Source organism: Pseudomonas sp. c313 (assembly GCF_055407145.1).
Genome location: NZ_JBUZRD010000005.1, coordinates 91,122 through 108,175, shown reverse-complemented (window position 1 = coordinate 108,175; position 17,054 = coordinate 91,122). Strand labels below are relative to the sequence as shown.

Below are 17,054 nucleotides of genomic sequence, written 5' to 3'. Positions count from 1 at the left end.
TGGTACTGTCGTTCGTACTGACCACCTTTCTCCTTTGTTTGCCCAAACAGGGCCGACACTACGCCAACCCTCCTCCCTCTCCCCGAAACGCGCTGGGACTCAGCCCCGTCCACCGTTTGAACGCTCGTCGAAAACTGCGTACGTCGCTGTAGCCCACCTCTTCGGTAATGCGCTCGATGGACAACCCCGGATTGCCCAGCAGGCCCATGGTGCGCGCGCGACGCACCTGCTCCAGCAACGCCTCAAAGGTCAGCCCATGTTCGGTCAAGCGCCGACGCAGGGTGCGGCCACTCATGTTCAAGTCACTGGCGACCTTTTCCAGCTGGCTGCCCTGCAGGTCACGAGAAATCGCCCGTTCCACCGCCTGGATCAAATCCATCTTTTGATGCAACTGGGCGCTTTCCAGCTCCAGCAGCTCCAGGGCCTGGCGTAACGCCAGGGCATGATGATTGGGCAGGCGCACGTCCAGCCAATGGCTGGCCAGGACCATACGGTTGTGCAGACAGCCAAAGCGTACATCCGCGCCAAACAGCCGCGGGTACTCGGCGGCATACAGTGGCACCGCGTGCATGAACTCCACCCGTAGCGGCATAAACTCAGCCCCCACCAGCGCCCTGCCATAGACCATGATGCTGGCAAAGAACTCTTCAGCGGCAAACACCTGTACCTCGGCGTAGGGCAACAGGCATTCAACGTCGATAAACACCTCATTCACCCCTTCATCGATGCGCGAGGTGGCGATGCCGCCGGAGGTGTGCTGGTGCCGCTCGCCGACGGCAAAGGCATCGCGCAGGGTCTTGCACAGGGAAATCACATGCCCCAGCAGGCCCAGGGTGCCCAACACATTCTGATTGCCGACACACAGCCCCAGGCCCTGATCCGGCAACGCCTTCAACGCCCGCTGGATCATCGCCGCCGCCTGGCGATAGGAAATGCGCTGGGCCGGGTCATCCAGGTCGCCCAGGGTAAAGCCCAGGCCACGGCACAGGTGCTCGGCACTGGCACCCTTTTGCGCGACGACTTGCCCCAGGGTTTGCAGGAGGAACGGCGAGACCAGGGCCAGTTCATAGTGCGGATCAACAGCTTTCCTTTGCATGAATCTTCGATTCCCGACTGAGTACTCGGTTCTTGTTTTAGAAACATCCTGACAATCATAGGCGCTTGCCAGGATCGCCGCACTCTGCGTGAAAGCTGTCCGCCAAAGTCCCCCTATCTGGCCGCCAATACCCTGCCCCGCCGGGCGCCAAGGGCTTATTTCTATGGGCAAGGCCCATGAAGGTCTGCTCCCCCAACAATAATAACGAGCCCAGACATGAACCCGACCCGTGCGTTTCACCCTCTGCACCTTGCCCTGATGGCACTTATCAGCTTCCCGGCCCTGGCCACGGAAGGCGGCGTGGACAACATCGGTACCGGCACCGATGGCTTTTACATCCTGCCGCTGGACGTCAACAACCTGCCAGACCACATGTTCGCCTTCAACCTCTACTACAACCACTACGAAGCCAAAAAACTCAATATCAGCTCCCTCGGCGGCAAGGTGCCTGACGTCAAGATCAAGTCCGACGCAATCATCCCGCGCCTGGACTACCTCAGCCCGCTGCGGGTATTCGGCGGCCGGCTCGGTGGCTACATCGCGCAGCCTTACCTAAAGCAACAAGTGGCGCTGTTCGGCATGTCCGACCAGCGCGAAAGCATGGGTGACACCACACTGGCGCCGATCATTCTGTGGGACATGGGCAAAAACCTGACCCTCGCCGCCGCCGTGGAGATCACCCTGCCCACCGGCGAATACGACGCCACGCGCCTGGCCAACACCAGCAATAACTTTTACACCTACAAACCGCTGTTTTCCGCGACCTGGCTGCCCAACGAGCGCACCGAACTTTCGATCAAGACCACCTACAGCTTCAACAAGGAAAACCACGACACCGATTACCGCTCGGGGCAGATTTTCCACTTTGATTATTCGGCCAGCTATAAAGTGACCGACAACCTGAGCCTGGGCATCAACGGCTACTACCTGAAGCAGACCACCGACGATAAGCAGTACGGGCGCACGGTGACCAATATCTTTGGCGAGGACGTCGATGACGGAGTTCGGGGCCAGGTGTTTGCCATTGGCCCAGCGGTGTATTTCACCTTTCTCAAGTACGCCAGTGCCGAGGTGCGCTGGGCCAAGGAGTTTGATGTGGAGAACCGGCCGGAAGGTGACATGTTGTGGGCCAAGCTGACGATTCCATTTGCGCTTTGACTGGGTACGGTCAATGTGGGCTTGCCTGCGATGCAGGCAACTCGGCCTGTCAGTTACACCAAAGTGATGCCATTGCAGCAGTACGGTGATCCGACAAGCCAACCCCACCGTTGACCGAGGCGCTCAGGTGTAGACCGGCCAGCTTTCGATGATCTTTCCGCCCCTCACCGCCAGCAAATCGCCAAACTGCAGCAACACAGACTCAGTCTGGGTCGGCCGCAGAAACACGTGGTCCTCCACCGCCAACCCCACCGCTGGCGAGCCGTTGACCATTTCCTGATTGGAGCTGCGGCCATACAGCTCGTTACTTTGCAGCCCCGTGGGAGACTCGAACTCGGCCATCCAGTTGCCGCCATAGATAAAGAACGTGCCGCGCTGGTTGCTGTCCCACCAGGAGAACAGCCTCGACTTGTCATCCAGCGCCGGGATGTTCACCGCGCCGGTACTTTTCAGCACGGGCGTGGCGATGTAGGCCGCAGGGACGTGCTCGCTCAAGGACGACAAGTCGTAATGAGTCGGCTTGAGCAACGCGGTGCCCACCGAGACTTCGCTGCTCAGGCGTTCCTGTTCGTGGATGCGATAACTCGGGCTGCCGGCGGTATTGAGGGTCAGGCCGTCACGCCACAAGGGCGCAAAGTGCTGGCGGGTGTAGTCGACATAGCCGTTGTAACGTTGCATGACCTTGTCGAACAGCGCCTGGGGCGAGCCGAGAATCCCCGGCACACCCATGCCGACAAACGGGTCGTAGCCCATGAAACCGGCAAACTCCAACTGCTGCGGATGGGCGCTGATCAGCCCCAACATCTGCCCCAGCACGGCATCATCACTGATCCCGCCACGATGCAGGCCAACATCCAGCTCGATATTGACCCGCAGCCTCGTACCCAACCCCTGGGCCAGCGCCAGGTATTGCTGCAACCGCTCAGGGGTGTCCAGCAACCACTGCAATTGCCGGGACGGCTCGAACGGGCCTTTGTGAGTTTGATAAAATAACTGCGCCGAGCGCACCGGCAACGGCTTGCCCATCAGGATATCGGCATCAGGAAATACCAGGGCATCGTGATTGAGAAACGGCTGATGAAACGACATCAACCGCTGGGTGCCGACACGCTTGGCAATGTAGGCCAGCAAACCCGGCGACGGCAGGGATTTCTCCACCAGGCGCAAGTGTTTGCCACCCCGCTGAACCGACTGCATGACCACATCGATATTGTGATCCAGGCTGTCCAGGTCAATCAGCATCACCGGGCGCATCGGCCCATGGGCCTTGAGTTCCTGGTTCAGCGTGCGGAAATACTCGCTGTACGGGCCGCCGCGATCAGTCGGGCGCAACAACACTGCACCACCCGCCAGCAAAGCGCCTGCACCGACGGTACCGAGCATGAAGTTTCTACGGTTCATCAGGCCACTCCCAGAATAGATGACAGGTGCGCATTGAGGAATTTTCCGCCAGGGTCCAGTGCCTGTCGTACACGGGTGAACTCCTCCCAGCGTGGGTACAGAGCTTGCAGGTTGCGAGCGTTAAGGGTGTGCAACTTGCCCCAGTGAGGCCTGCCGGCGTACTTCCAGAAGATCGGTTCCACCGCCGCAAAAAAGTTGTGATGGTCCATGGTGTAGTGCTGGTGCACGGAGATCGAACAACTGTCGCGCCCTTCAAACATGCTCAAGGGAATATCGTCGGCCTTGACGTAGCGGTACTCGATGGGAAACCAGGTGCGCAGGTCCTTGTCGCTGATCAGTTTGAGGATTTCCCGCAGGCATGCAGGGCCATGTTCAGCAGGCACCGAATATTCCATCTCGTTGAAACGCACATTGCGCACGTTGGCATAGACCTCATACGACTCGGCCACCCGGTCCTGGAAACTGGCGAAATAGCGCAGGCTGTTGAGCAGGGTGCGTCGGACGTCGGGGAAGTCGCTGCCGTATTTGTCGAGCTTTTCGATGATTGACACAAACGCGTTGCCGCCCGCCTCGGCCGGATCAATCGGCGGGGTTTCGGGGTCGGTGGTTTCGTTGAGGGCGATGGACAAGGCGTAATCGGAGTGGGTCACCACCAGCATTTCCCAATGCTGGTTTTCCCGGGTGTTTTTCTCCACATCCTCCAGCAGATCGCAGGTTTTGGCGATCCATTGCCGCTCTCGCAGACGATACGGTGCGCGGTTTTGCAGGCGCACTTTGGTTGCCACGCCGAGAGCGCCAAGGGACACCCTGGCGGCATTGAACACCTCGGCATGTCGATTGGCATCGCAGTCCAGCACCTCGCCTTGGGCGGTCACCAGTTGCAGGCCGGTGATATGGCCGCTATAGGAGGTAAAACCGATGCCTGTACCGTGGGTCGAGGTGGCGATGGCGCCAGCCAGCGTCTGGTAGTCGATATCCGCCATGTTCGGCAAGGCCTGGCCGATTTCTTTCAGCGCCGGGCCCATGCGCGACATCGGCGTGCCGGCGCCGAAGATGGCTTGCAGGCTGCCGGCATCGTGATCAAGCAAACCGTTGAAAAAGCTCAGGGACAGCAGCGTGCCGTCGGTGGGCACCAGGGCGCTGAACGAGTGGCCCGAGCCCACCGGCCGCACCTTGCCCGGTGCCCGGCGAATCACCTGCACCAACTCGTCCAGGTCCTTGGGCGCCAGGCGCGCCAGCGGCAGGCAACTTTGCGCGCCAGACCAGTTACGCCAGGGAATCAGCCGCGGTGCACGGGCCAGTTGCGCGAGCGCCGGGTTGCTGCTCAACGCCATGAAAGCGCCCGTCAGCGCCGCGCGCTGCAACAGTTGACGCCGTGATAGGTCCATCACCATGCCCCTTACCTCGTTGTTGTTATTGTTGTTGGCCGGACATGAAACTGATCAGCGCCAGGAACTGCTCCTCGGAACACTGCATGCACAGGCCCATGGGTGGCATACCGTTGTAGCCGTTGATCGTGTGGTCCAGCAGCGTGTCGGCCCCCTGGGCGATGCGCGGGCGCCAGGCAAGGTCGTCGCCGGTCAGCGGTGCGCCGGATGCCGGGTTGGCGTGGCACAGCTTGCAACTGGTGTCGTAGACCTGGGCCAGGGCTGACTCGGTCGGCATGGCACTGGCCGCCGTGGCGCGTTCAGGAGGATGTTTCGATTCGTCGCCGCAGGCCGTCAGCAGGCCGATAAAGGCCAGCAACAGACTGATACGAAAGGGGTTTATTACCCGCATGTCCGCCCTCTCTCTTATGGTGTGGAAAGTCAGATCCACACTAAGGCAGGGGCAGCACCGCGTTGAGGGTATTGGGGGACATAAAGGGGGACTTTAGCGGCCAGGCTTAGGCTGGTGCCCAGCAGCTCAAGTTGCCGTCAGCAACCGCGTAAGGGTTGTGTGAAGTTGCGGGTGCTCGGGCAGGCGAATGCCGAAGCTGTCCTGGAGCAGCGCCAGCAGTTCGTCCGCGTCCTGGATCGAGCGTTTTTCGCTGTCGCGGTCCAGGTAATGGATCGCGTAGGTGCCATTGTTCAACGTACGGCGCAGACCCGGAGCAATCAACGCCACTTTCAACTGGCCTATAAACGGTGAGTCGGGGTGGGTGCAGACGTACCAGTTGCCGACCTCATAGTCGATGTGCGACTGCTGCTGCAGGTCGAATACATAGAGCCCGCGCCACTCCCCGGCGACCTGGGACCACAGGGTGTAGCTGTCCTGTTCCAAGGTCAGGCGGTAGGGCTCATGTGCGGTGGCCTGGGGCGCTTCGCTGTCCAATTGCAACGGGCTGGTAGGCACCATGCCACCAAAACCGACGTCACTGATATAACGCACGCCGTCCACAGTCACCAGGCTCAAGCGGTGAGTCCGGGCGGTGAGCGCATCGGGTGGGCCACCTATCACCACCCTCCCGGTAATGCCACGGGCGTCAAACCCCAGCTCCTGCAACAACGCCAGAAACATTTGGTTCAGTTCGTAGCAATAGCCACCGCGCCCATCCAACAGGACTTTTTGCTCGACGCGGGCTAAATCAATGGGCACTGGCACACGCAACAGGGTCGACAGGGTTTCAAAGGCGAAGGTGCTGACATGGCGCAACTGCAACTGCGCCAGGGTTTGCAGGGTCGGTGCCGGCGGCGTGTCATAACCCAGGCGTTGCAGGTACAGACGACTGTGAGTCAGGCGAGGCGAATCCTGGGACATGGCGCAATCCTTGAGCGCGAGGCGAAGGCATCACTAATACCCTGAACCGGGCCGCTTGCCAATTGTGATCGGTATCAACACCCGCGAGGTAAAGCCCCGCTCTGTGGCGGGGCCGTGTTCAGGTTTTCAGATCGCCAAGAGGGTCGTAGCCCGGCGTCTTGGCGGGCTTTTCTTTTTCGTCCAACGGCGCAATCGCTGGGCCCACCGGGTCAACCTGAGGGTCGGCCAGATCCGGCGAATCGGGGTCAAAACCCAACTCGTCAGCGCCGCTGGAATGTTCCGATGAGTGCGGGCCATCGGGGGTTTTCGAATTACTGATCATAATCACCTCCTCCACGCGCCGGGTTACAGCGGGCGCGCCTTGTCATGCAGGTTATCCAGGTCCTCGTCGACCCGTTCCTCATCCTTCTCACGCCTGGCCGGGTCATTGGGCCGGTAGGCGTCGTTATCACGCTCCACTTCTCCAGGAAGAATCGGCTCGTCGGGATTTTGCGTACCGGGTTGCTGCTGATACCGGATCATGGTCAACCTCGCTTGAAGTCCGTTGCACACAGACTTTAGAGAAACCGCTGCACGCCATCGTTCAACCTGATTTCCCTCCTGCCCGTTGAAGCGTGAGAAGATGCCGCGCTGTGGCATACCCCTACTTCCCTTATGGAGACTGCACCCCGGATGTTTGAGATCAAACCCTGCGATCCACAAACCTATCGCCAGCAGACCCGCCGCAGCACGCTGATCGTCGCCGTGATATTCGTCTTCCTGGCGATGCTGCTGTCGACCCTGGCCGTGATGCTGTTTGGCGAACCCGGTGGCGACAACTTTCGCTTCAATGTCGGCGGGGTCGTGGCCGGGGTGTTGCTGACAGTGGCGCTGGTGCGCGGCCCGTTCTGGTCACAGGCCTGGCTGGCGCCGGCATTATATGGCTGGCAGCTCAAGCGCAGCCTGATGCGCGTGACCAACGTCATGCACAAGGTCACCGAACAGGTGCAGGCCAATGACCCGGCGGCGATCAAGCTACTGCGCTTCTACCATTTGGGGCTGACACAGATGCATGCACTGGACGCCAACTCCAGCGCCCAGGCGCAGTTGGTGGGGGAAATGGACGCGCACAAGGCGAAGATGCAGGCGCTGGGGATCGAGACCGAGCAAACACGCCTGGACCCGGCGTGGCTGGCAGCGGTAAAAAGTGCTTAAGGTTTGCATTCAGACCGTCAGATTTGAACCAGCCTGTGAGCGCCAGCAGAACACCGCACTGACGGCAATCGCAGCGCCCGCCACGCCAAACACCCAGGGCGCCGATGCCACCGGTAACAGAAAACCCGCCAGCAACGGCCCAAGGCCGGCACCGATGTCGCGCCACACCGCGTTGGACGCCAGGGCTGAAACCCGCAGGGCGCCGGGATTGCGTTCCGCCACCAGGGTCGTCACCAAAGGTAATTGCAGGGCCCGCAGCACCAGCACCGCAGCAGCGCCAACAATCACCCAATAGCTGCCGAAAGCCCACAGGGCCAGGGCACTGAGGAAGGAAAACAGCAGCAACATCGCCGTGGCACCAAAGCGCTGTGCCGCGCGACCGCCCAAGGGGCTCAGGAGCATTTCCGAAACATACCGCAGCGCCATCAACGCGCCGGCAATCAACACCGCATCACCGCCGAGGATTTTTTGCGCCTGCACTGACAGGCCGAAAATAAACAGCCCGTCCAGCGCCACGCCTTCGATAAACGACCACACCGCCACGCTGTCCGGCAACCGGAAACGGCGGCCTGGGGTACCGTGCAAATCATGGCCGGCCGTCGGTAGGCCACGAGCAAGCCACAAGCCAATCAGGCAACACACCGCCAGAATCAGAAAAATCGGACGTGGCCCCGCCCACAATGTCAGCAAGCCGCCAAGCGGCAAGGCCAGCATCGGGCCAAGAGCAATAAACGCCCGGGAACGCCCAGCGCGACGCGATGCTCCAGAGGGTTCAGAGGTTGCCAGCACTTGGGTCGACAGGTTCAACGCGGCAAAACACAGGCCCCAAATCAGCCGCAGCCCCAGCAACGCGGCAAAACCACTCAAGAATGAATTGCCCAGGGCGCAGACGGCGGCTGCGCCGGCAGCGAGCATGCAGGTCAGGCGATCACCCCGCAGGGCATAGAAGTTGAGCACATACCGATAGCCGAAAATCCGCACCAGCCGGTTGGCCGCCAGCAGCACCCCGGCCTGGGCCAGAGTAATGCCGAACGCCTGGGACTCCATGGGCAGCAAGAGATAGAGCAATACGTCACTGGGCAGGCACAAACTCAAGGTCAGCGCGGCACGGCGGGAGGTGGAGTCAGCGTTGCGTTGGGTCAGGCTGGGCATAAAGCTGAAACATTCAGAATTATTTAGATGGCCACGTTAGCGTTCTTCCACGGCGCCTTACAAGGGCCAATACCGGATTAAGCGGGACCAAACTGCAACAGGCGCAAACCACTGGCGACGCAGCCCACCAAGGCCAAGGCGTCATCAAAAAGCCCGTAGCCACCTGCAACAAAAACGGCAAGGACACGAACGCCAGGCCTTGGCGTAGAAGTTGTCGAGCCCTGGCGAGGCTACGTCAGCCGCGTCACCGTTATCGAGCCCACCGACTCGAGTCGCTCCCAACGCAGCCTCGCTAAAGCTTGACCATGCACAGAGCCTCTACGGGAATACTGCGCTCAGGTCCAAATGCCCATCCTTGAGCGGCGGGCACCAGTAGTAACCGCCGGTCAACGGCTTGCTGATGCGGTACAAGCCATCGACGATGCCGTCTTCCAGGCCGCTCATGCGGCGTAACTGCGCTTCAAAGGCATCGAAGGAATGACCGAATGCCAAAAACATCAAGCCGGCCTGGCCGTTCTCTGCCCAAGGCATGGAGCGGCGTACCACAAAGGCTTCGGGGGTAAAGCTTTCCTGCGCGGTGCGTTTGACGTGGGCAGTCTCGGGCGCGTCTTCCAACTCTTCATTGTCGCCATGGCGTCGACCGATGATGTGATCGCGCTCCTGGGCCGGCAACGCGGCGAAGCCATCCAGGTCGTGCTGCCATTGCTGGATCGCAGCAAAGCTGCTGCCGCCATTGGTCACAGCCGCTTCGACGGCGGCGTCATCATGGGGGTTCTCGGTGCCGTCTTCGTAATCGGTCAGGTCAAAACCGGTCTTGTAGCGAAAGCCTTCAGTCATCTGCACCAGGCGAAACGCCGGCGCCAGGGCTTTTTCAAAGGCCCGACTGCGCATCAGCAATTCGCCGCGATCAACGCCATGCAGCCAGCACCACAGGGCCTGTTGGGTCGACGGGTTTTCAGCGCCTGGGCCGCTGACATGAGGGAACGCTCGTAGCCCTTCAACCTGGGCACCGAGGGCTTTTACCAGCGGCTCACCGAAACCCACCACTACCGTCGCGTCAGTCAATTGCACCAGCGCATCGAGCGCAGCGGGCACGGCGTCAATGGACTCCACGGCAAAAAACAGATGACGTGCCTGCAAAGGCACCGGTGCGGCAAGAATGCCCGGCTGGTAGTGACTCATGTGAACTCCTTCAAGAAAGCCGCGCAGTTTACCCCTCGCGGCGCAATTATGCGCAGGACAAAACCTCAAAACCTTGCAACTCGGCCCTTTGATGGGTGAATCTCTAACCACGCTGTGCAACCACTCCTGGGGTAGCGATATGTCCACCGATAACCTGCTCGCCAATCTGTTTCCCACCGCCGCCGACATTCCCGAGCAATTCAGGCTTCAGGCACCCATTGAACAGCGTGATTACCTGGTGGACGGCCAGTTGCGGGTATGGGACGGCCCCCTGGCCCAAGTACGCAGCCCGGTGCAGTTGCATGGACCCGATGGCGACACCCCGGTGATCATCGGCAGCACCCCGCTGCTGGACGCCGAAACGGCGCTGACCGCACTCGACGCCGCCGTGCGCGCCTATGATCGCGGCCAGGGCAGTTGGCCGACCATGCGCGTGGTAGAACGCATCCAGCACGTCGAAGCCTTTTTGCACCGTATGCGTGAACAGCGCGATGCGGTGGTGAAATTACTGATGTGGGAAATCGGCAAAAACCTCAAGGACTCGCAGAAAGAGTTCGACCGCACCTGCGACTACATCACCGACACCATCAACGCCCTCAAGGAACTCGATCGCCGCTCCAGCCGTTTCGAGCTGGAGCAGGACACCCTCGGGCAGATTCGCCGGGTGCCGATGGGCGTGGCGCTGTGCATGGGGCCTTACAACTACCCGTTGAACGAAACCTTCACCACGCTGATCCCGGCGCTGATCATGGGCAACACCGTAGTGTTCAAGCCGGCCAAGCTCGGCGTGCTACTGATCCGGCCGTTGCTGGAGGCGTTTCGCGACAGCTTCCCGGCCGGGGTGATCAACGTGATCTACGGCAGCGGCCGGGAAACCGTCAGCGCGCTGATGGCCAGCGGCAAGATCGACATCTTCGCCTTTATCGGTACCAACAAGGCCGCCAGCGACTTGAAGAAGCTGCACCCGCGCCCTCACCGCCTGCGCGCGGCGCTGGGCCTGGATGCGAAGAATCCCGGCATCGTCTTACCCCAGGTCGACCTGGATAACGCCGTTAGCGAAACGCTCACCGGCTCGCTGTCCTTCAACGGCCAGCGCTGCACGGCACTGAAAATCCTCTTTGTGCATGAGGACGTGGTTGAGAGTTTTATCGCGAAATTCAATCAGAAGCTGCTGAGCCTCAAGCCCGGCATGCCTTGGGAAGACGGCGTGTCGCTGACCCCATTACCAGAGCCGGGTAAGGTCGATTACCTGCATGCGCTGGTAGCCGATGCCCAGGCCAAAGGCGCCCATGTGGTCAATGCCAATGGTGGCGCCAGTCGCGGTTCATTTTTCTACCCGGCGGTGCTGTACCCGGTGAACACCGCGATGCGTGTCTACCACGAAGAACAGTTCGGCCCGGTGGTGCCCATCGTGCCCTACCGTGATCTGGATACGGTGATCGACTACGTGCTGGAATCGGACTTCGGTCAGCAACTGAGTATCTTCGGCACCGACCCGACTGAGGTGGGCCGACTGGTTGACACCTTCGCCAACCAGGTGGGCCGGATCAATATCAACGCCCAGTGTCAGCGCGGGCCGGACACCTTCCCGTTCAACGGCCGCAAGAACTCAGCCGAAGGCACGCTATCGGTGCATGATGCGTTGCGGGTGTTTTCGATCCGTACCTTGGTTGCGACCAAGTTCCAGGACAGCAACAAGGAATTGGTCAGCGACATCCTGCATAATCGAGCGTCGAGCTTTTTGACTACTGATTATATTTTCTGAAACCACACCACTATTGTAGGAGCGAGCTTGCTCGCGAAGGACTCAAGGACATCGCGCGTATCCAGACAACACGCGTTATCGTTGAAGATCCTCGCGAGCAAGCTTGCTCCTACAGTGATTTCGAGACGCCCACAAAACCGATGAAGCTCTTTTCCTCCGTCCGTCTACCCAACTTCGTCCGCCGCCTGCTGCGTCCCCTGCTGGACCCCTACCGCCGCTACCGCCACGCCAGGCTGATCCATTCGGTACGGGTGTCACTGGGGCTTTTGGCTTCGATCCTGTTAACCACCGGCCTCAACCTGCCCCATGGCGAATGGGCCTCGGTGACCATGCTGGTGGTAATCGGCGGCTTGCAGCACCACGGCAACATCGGCAAGAAAGCCGTCGAGCGAGCCTATGGCACGCTGATCGGGGCCAGCGTCGGTTTGTTGCTGGTAGCGCAACAGGCGTATCTGGGCCAGCCGATGCTGACCTATCTGCTGATGTCAGTGGTCTGCGGTTTCTTCTCTTATCACGCCATCGGCAAGGGCGGCTACACCGCTCTGCTGTCCGGGATCACCGTGTTCATCGTCGCCGGCCATGGTGATAATCCGCTGGCTGATGGGCTATGGCGCACGGTCGACATTCTGATCGGCATCTCCCTGGCCCTGGCTTTTTCCTTCGCCCTGCCGCTGTATGCCGTGTATTCGTGGCGCTACAACCTGGCCAGTGCCTTGCGCGATTGCGCAGCGATCTACAGCCGGATCATCAGCGGCCAGTCGGTTACTGACGATGATCATCTCAAGCTGCTTAACCGCTTGAATGCGGCGATGGTGAAACTGCGCTCACTGATGCCGTCGGTGTCCAAGGAAGTGCGGATCTCCATGACGAAGCTGGACGCTATTCAACGCCATCTACGGATGTGCATCAGCACCCTGGAGATCCTCGGCAACACCCGGCCGGACCCTCGGGATGAACAGGCCATGGCCCGGATGCAAATAGCCCTCAAGGCTGAGCATCGGCAGATTCGGGTGCAATTGATCGGCATGGCGCGGGCCTTGCAATCCGGGGCGACGGAGCGGTTGGAGCGGGCCAGTTCGGTTCCCGATCCCGACACAGCATTGGAGACACCCATCCACAGTGCGCTGGATGGGTATCGGTTATTGACGGTGCAGTTGGCGGCGAATGTGGATGGGATGCGGGGGCTATTGGCGAAGAGTTCTAGGCAGTGGAAGATTTGAGGGCACAGGCACTGTAAAAAAACGGGACAGCCTACGGTTAAATAGGGTGTCCCGTGAATAGCCTGCAAAAGCTGTTATCTGAGCCCTACCCCCAGGAGTCGGTTACCCACCCACTGCTTGAAGGTCCCTTCTGCCCCCGTATTGATGTTCCGCCCGTACCAATAATCGAAAAACAGGAAATTATGGGACCACGTGCTGGACCAATAAAGCCCATTGCCCATTGGCCAACGATTGCCATAAGCGGCGCTTATCTCACGCAGTTCATTAAGAGAGGCCAGGCGCACGCCTTGGCTTCTGGCCCTGTTGTTGATGTCGGTCTTGGTGCCCCCTCCCAAGCCATAACACAGCACGACGCCGCCGACATAAACGACATAGCTCCTCGTTTGCGCCGGTACAGAAGAGTCACTCACGGTAATCGTCGCCGATCCGTTGCCTCTTACCGTGACATACCCCGTGGAGTCCACGACTGCCACGCCGGAGTTGTTCGAGAAGTAGTTGTAACCCGGAGTGCCGCCCGATGCCGTACGTCGAATCGAGTTGCCGGAGTTAAACGCTGGCAAGTTAGCCTGGTTCCCCGGTATCAGATAAGTACGCCCATTGAGGGACACCGCACTCGAGTCAAAGACCAAGGGGCTGGTGAGCCGCACGGTGTAGACCGTACTGGGGAAAATGATCGCACGGGACTCGTCCTCACTCCCGTCATATGTCACTTTCAGCGAGACGGTGACGCTACCATTGTTAGACACACCCAATAACCAGGAGCGGAGCAAGGGGATGTTCGCCAAACCGTTGGCTTGCTGAATGGCAGTTATAGGGTGCCCCTCCAGCAAAACCTGGGTCACAAGGCCTGGGCTGGTCACTCTCAACCAGACACGTTGCCCTGTTACGCTCAAGCGCCACTTTTGCGCGGAAACAATGGCATCTCTGGTCAGGGCAGGCGGGTTGAGCAAACCACCATTGGGCGTGTTATTGATCAGCGCCATGGACAAGCTGCCTGACGCGATGGTGCCCACGATGACCGTCTGCTCTTCGGAAGACGCAGTTCCTCCTCTGCCCAACTCCACCGTGTACTGCAGGCGGATAGTGCTATTTACGCTGGAGCCAAGAATGTCATTACCAATATTAAAGGTCACCGTACCCCCATCAAGCCCGTCCTGGGTACTGATGACAGGCATGGAGCCGTCGGCATAGATCCAGTGCAAGGTTATTCTGTCGGTTCCTCCCACGTTCATGTTCGGGTAACTCACCAGAACCTGGCATTTGTTCTCGACCACGAGCGGGTTAATCGACACCTGCGGCCCGGTGGCAGGCGTGGAGTCCTTGATTTGGGGATGCGGGTAGGTGTTTTTCTCCATTTGAATCATGTGATGCCGAACGTCAAACAACACCGCATTATTGAGGTCGCCGCTGTGGTCGAATGTGACCCAGAAACTGATGGTCAATTCAGACCATTCCTCCAGGTTGCGCAACGCCAGCACTGGAGTCTCGCTGGTGATACCGTTGATCACCTCGCTATCGTCAACGTCGCGGCCCCGATACACGTAGTTGTCGTATGCAAGCCCGGTGTTGCGAGTACCTTGATAACGCAACCACATGCGCTGGCCCAGGTGCGCGTACATCCAGGCCGACACGCGGGTTTCGTCGAAGTCTTCGAGCAATGGAATTTCCAGCACCGCGTTGTCGCCAATACTGTCGATCAATGGGCCAGGAAGGTTGTGCAATGTCAGCAAGCGTAGGGTCAGCACGGGCGACGGGGTCGGATAACCGTTGCGGATCACCTGAAAAGAAACATGGATATCACGGCCATCGGGGTGGATGTTAAAGCCAATTGCCTCGGTCGGGATCGTGAAGTCGATATGGCCGCCGACCTGGTTCTCCTTGACCTCATAATGGGTGCCTATACCAGGAAGTCCTTTCCAGCAAACCTGGACTTTATCGCCAGCCTTGATGTGTTCGTACTTGACCCGCACCGTCGCACCGCCCGACCAAGTGAGCGCGGGGTCAAGCTCATCAGGTTCGGTGGTGGCTTGCAGTACCTCAGGCAAAAACAGCTCGCCCAATGCGGTCCCGACGGTCACACGCAGCTCATCGGAGTATTGAGTAACTCCGAAGCGATCAATCAGGTAACTGACCGTGAGCGTGCCGTCCAGGTTGTCAAGAAACAGTTGCCTCAGGATATCCAAAACCAGCGGATTGTCGTTCAGGGACAAGATGTATTCAAACTGCTGCTCGCCACTGAGCGAGCCTGTGTATTTGACGATGACCCGATCCCCCCCTTTGAAATCCGTACGCAATTCAAGGGTGCCCACACTGCCAATGGTAGCGGGATCAACATTGCCGTTAATCGCATCAAGGATAATCGGCGCCGGCAAGTCCCGAGGTGGACGGCCGACTTGCACCCACAATCGTTCTGACTCTCGTGCACCGCTGGCACCCGTGACGACATAATGCACATTGGTGTCACGCAAGCCCTCGAAACGCATGTAATCGGCATTCGGAAAATCTCGGGTTCGTATATGTATCCCTGCGAGCCGCGAAGACGAAACCCGCTCTATGGAATTGTCCTGGCGATACCCCTGGATGGTGACCTCCAGGTTATCGCCAGGACTGCCTGGCGGCTGGTAATCAGGCATCTGCGCAGTAATGCGCACAAGGTCCGGCTCAATGAATGGACCATGGGCCTCTCTGACCGAGGGCCGAGGCAATGCATAACGAATACCGGCGATCGTAATCGTGGTATTCCTTGAGGGCCGGTCATCCTCGCCGACCCTTTGCCGAACATAAGAGACCGTCATGGTGCTCTGAATGAGGGACCTGACCAGCTCGTTCCTGATCGGAAATTCGTAATACTGAGGAATTCTATCGACCCGCTGCAACATGGATTCACTGACGAACGCTCCATCAACGGTCGTGCCGTGCACCGTGAGCAAAATGAAGTCCCCCACCCTGAAGTGAGGACTGTTGCGCGCAACGTTCACCTCGGCATGCGCAGGCTCTCTGCCAAGTGCATCGGCGTCCAGTACCATTGTGTCCTCGTCAGCCTCGACGACATACGGCTCTTCAAGCAGCTCCAGATCCAGGTCCACTTCTACAGGTACTGGCTTGCACCAGGGCTGCAGTTCACCCGAGCGATTACGCACCTCGTCATACAGGTAGAACTGCACGACAAAATGGCCGCTGCCCGCCAGTGCGATAAAATCGGGATCAATCACGAACTCCAGGTCAAGGTCCACCTGGTCAGGGGTAATCGGCGGGACGTCATAACGATGTTCTCCCCAATAGAACATCACCAGGTCGTTAACTCGCATGTTCTCCCATTTCTTGATCGTTGCCTTGACACCCCTTGCGGCGACGACAGCGTCAATGAAGATATCCGATAGAGTCAAAACCAGTTTGGAGTGCCAATTTTCATGGGGCCGGTCGTCAGCACCGCCTGGCCGCGTATCCTTGACAAACACGATTTGAAGTGGCGAGGTACTGAGTTGAGTGCTGCCGACCCTTTCAACCTCACCGTATACATCCGGTATAAAGCCCAACGGCACCGTGGTTCGAGGGATATTCAAGAAAAATCGCTGGTTGGCAACGTCTCCAGGCTTCACCGTATCCTCGGCCATGACAATGCCGTTCATCCATATCCGATACGTGTCCTCAACATTGATACTTTCCCAACGCTCGAAGACGTAATCCAGCCCTTCTTCGAGATGGCGAATGCCCACGCCGTATGCCGCGCCATCTACAGGTGTGACCTGTTGGGGCGATGTGTAGGGGGAGTCCAAATCTTCAATCATGGTAAAGCCTGCACGAGTATCCGATTTCTTCACCGTGGCAGGTTTCTTTGTTGTGGGAGTCGGTCTTAGAGCGGCGGGCTTTATCGGCATGATTGCTCTCCAAATTAAACAGCGTGTAGACAGAACACGCACCAAGAGAAATCAAACACCCGCCCCATGGGCACGTCTACCTGTCAGAATTGACAGTCGCGACGAATGGTAGACCACGATGACGTCACCAGAGAAAGTTGCTTTCAACATAAACGCCACACACTCACGCTTTCTCTTACATAATTTTCACGCTTTATTCACATCCACGGCCGTACTGTGAAGCCTCATCCGTTACAAATGCTTCACATCAAGCCCGCCGCCCCAGCGGG

Annotated in this window: 14 protein-coding genes; 4 read left to right on the top strand and 10 right to left on the bottom strand. The window is 59.1% G+C overall.

Annotation, left to right across the window (positions count from 1 at the left end; all coding sequences use genetic code 11):
- Positions 1-58: 58 nt before the first annotated feature.
- Positions 59-1,096: an AraC family transcriptional regulator gene (locus ACZRKZ_RS16770; RefSeq protein ID WP_463982151.1), complete on the bottom strand. Its 1,038-nt coding sequence runs from the start codon at positions 1,094-1,096 to the stop codon at positions 59-61.
- 216 nt (positions 1,097-1,312) lie between these two features.
- On the opposite strand from ACZRKZ_RS16770, the gene ACZRKZ_RS16765 reads away from it, so the two are divergent.
- Positions 1,313-2,254 carry a SphA family protein gene (locus tag ACZRKZ_RS16765; protein ID WP_463982150.1) on the top strand — a complete coding sequence of 314 codons (942 nt, stop codon included), beginning with the start codon at positions 1,313-1,315 and terminating at the stop codon, positions 2,252-2,254.
- Positions 2,255-2,377: 123 nt separating this feature from the next.
- On the opposite strand, the gene ACZRKZ_RS16760 is transcribed toward ACZRKZ_RS16765, so the two are convergent.
- The 6 genes from ACZRKZ_RS16760 to ACZRKZ_RS16735 all read right to left on the bottom strand — a co-directional run bounded on the left by ACZRKZ_RS16760 (position 2,378) and on the right by ACZRKZ_RS16735 (position 6,916).
- The gene (locus tag ACZRKZ_RS16760; RefSeq protein ID WP_463982303.1) at positions 2,378-3,586 is read right to left on the bottom strand and encodes a DSD1 family PLP-dependent enzyme; all 1,209 of its coding nucleotides are present in this window, start codon (positions 3,584-3,586) and stop codon (positions 2,378-2,380) included.
- 68 nt (positions 3,587-3,654) lie between these two features.
- Entirely contained in the window at positions 3,655-4,983 is a 1,329-nt protein-coding gene (locus ACZRKZ_RS16755) for a D-arabinono-1,4-lactone oxidase (RefSeq protein WP_463982302.1), read from the bottom strand.
- Between the two features lie 85 nt (positions 4,984-5,068).
- The gene (locus ACZRKZ_RS16750) at positions 5,069-5,434 is read right to left on the bottom strand and encodes a c-type cytochrome (RefSeq protein WP_463982149.1); all 366 of its coding nucleotides are present in this window, start codon (positions 5,432-5,434) and stop codon (positions 5,069-5,071) included.
- Between the two features lie 126 nt (positions 5,435-5,560).
- A complete protein-coding gene (locus ACZRKZ_RS16745) occupies positions 5,561-6,394 on the bottom strand; it encodes an arylamine N-acetyltransferase family protein (RefSeq protein WP_463982148.1) in 834 nt (277 codons plus the stop codon).
- 118 nt (positions 6,395-6,512) lie between these two features.
- Complete coding sequence (locus ACZRKZ_RS16740) at positions 6,513-6,716, bottom strand: DUF6021 family protein (RefSeq protein WP_463982147.1); 204 nt, start codon at positions 6,714-6,716, stop codon at positions 6,513-6,515.
- A gap of 23 nt (positions 6,717-6,739) precedes the next feature.
- Positions 6,740-6,916 carry a hypothetical protein gene (locus ACZRKZ_RS16735; RefSeq protein WP_463982146.1) on the bottom strand — a complete coding sequence of 59 codons (177 nt, stop codon included), beginning with the start codon at positions 6,914-6,916 and terminating at the stop codon, positions 6,740-6,742.
- Positions 6,917-7,066: 150 nt separating this feature from the next.
- On the opposite strand from ACZRKZ_RS16735, the gene ACZRKZ_RS16730 reads away from it, so the two are divergent.
- Positions 7,067-7,588 carry a DUF3087 family protein gene (locus tag ACZRKZ_RS16730; RefSeq protein ID WP_463982145.1) on the top strand — a complete coding sequence of 174 codons (522 nt, stop codon included), beginning with the start codon at positions 7,067-7,069 and terminating at the stop codon, positions 7,586-7,588.
- A 9-nt stretch (positions 7,589-7,597) separates the two neighbouring features.
- Here ACZRKZ_RS16730 and ACZRKZ_RS16725 read toward each other — a convergent pair whose 3' ends face one another.
- Together ACZRKZ_RS16725 and ACZRKZ_RS16720 are read right to left on the bottom strand one after the other, a co-directional pair.
- Entirely contained in the window at positions 7,598-8,740 is a 1,143-nt protein-coding gene (locus tag ACZRKZ_RS16725) for an MFS transporter (RefSeq protein WP_350614867.1), read from the bottom strand.
- 318 nt (positions 8,741-9,058) lie between these two features.
- Positions 9,059-9,922 carry a Dyp-type peroxidase gene (locus ACZRKZ_RS16720; RefSeq protein WP_463982144.1) on the bottom strand — a complete coding sequence of 288 codons (864 nt, stop codon included), beginning with the start codon at positions 9,920-9,922 and terminating at the stop codon, positions 9,059-9,061.
- A gap of 139 nt (positions 9,923-10,061) precedes the next feature.
- Here ACZRKZ_RS16720 and ACZRKZ_RS16715 point away from each other — a divergent pair, with 139 nt between their 5' ends.
- Positions 10,062-11,687 carry an NADP-dependent glyceraldehyde-3-phosphate dehydrogenase gene (locus tag ACZRKZ_RS16715; RefSeq protein ID WP_463982143.1) on the top strand — a complete coding sequence of 542 codons (1,626 nt, stop codon included), beginning with the start codon at positions 10,062-10,064 and terminating at the stop codon, positions 11,685-11,687.
- A gap of 140 nt (positions 11,688-11,827) precedes the next feature.
- Positions 11,828-12,907 carry an FUSC family protein gene (locus ACZRKZ_RS16710; RefSeq protein ID WP_463982142.1) on the top strand — a complete coding sequence of 360 codons (1,080 nt, stop codon included), beginning with the start codon at positions 11,828-11,830 and terminating at the stop codon, positions 12,905-12,907.
- Between the two features lie 74 nt (positions 12,908-12,981).
- Here the strand turns inward: ACZRKZ_RS16710 and ACZRKZ_RS16705 are convergent, their stop codons facing one another.
- Positions 12,982-16,785 carry a hypothetical protein gene (locus tag ACZRKZ_RS16705; RefSeq protein ID WP_463982141.1) on the bottom strand — a complete coding sequence of 1,268 codons (3,804 nt, stop codon included), beginning with the start codon at positions 16,783-16,785 and terminating at the stop codon, positions 12,982-12,984.
- Positions 16,786-17,054: the final 269 nt, after the last annotated feature.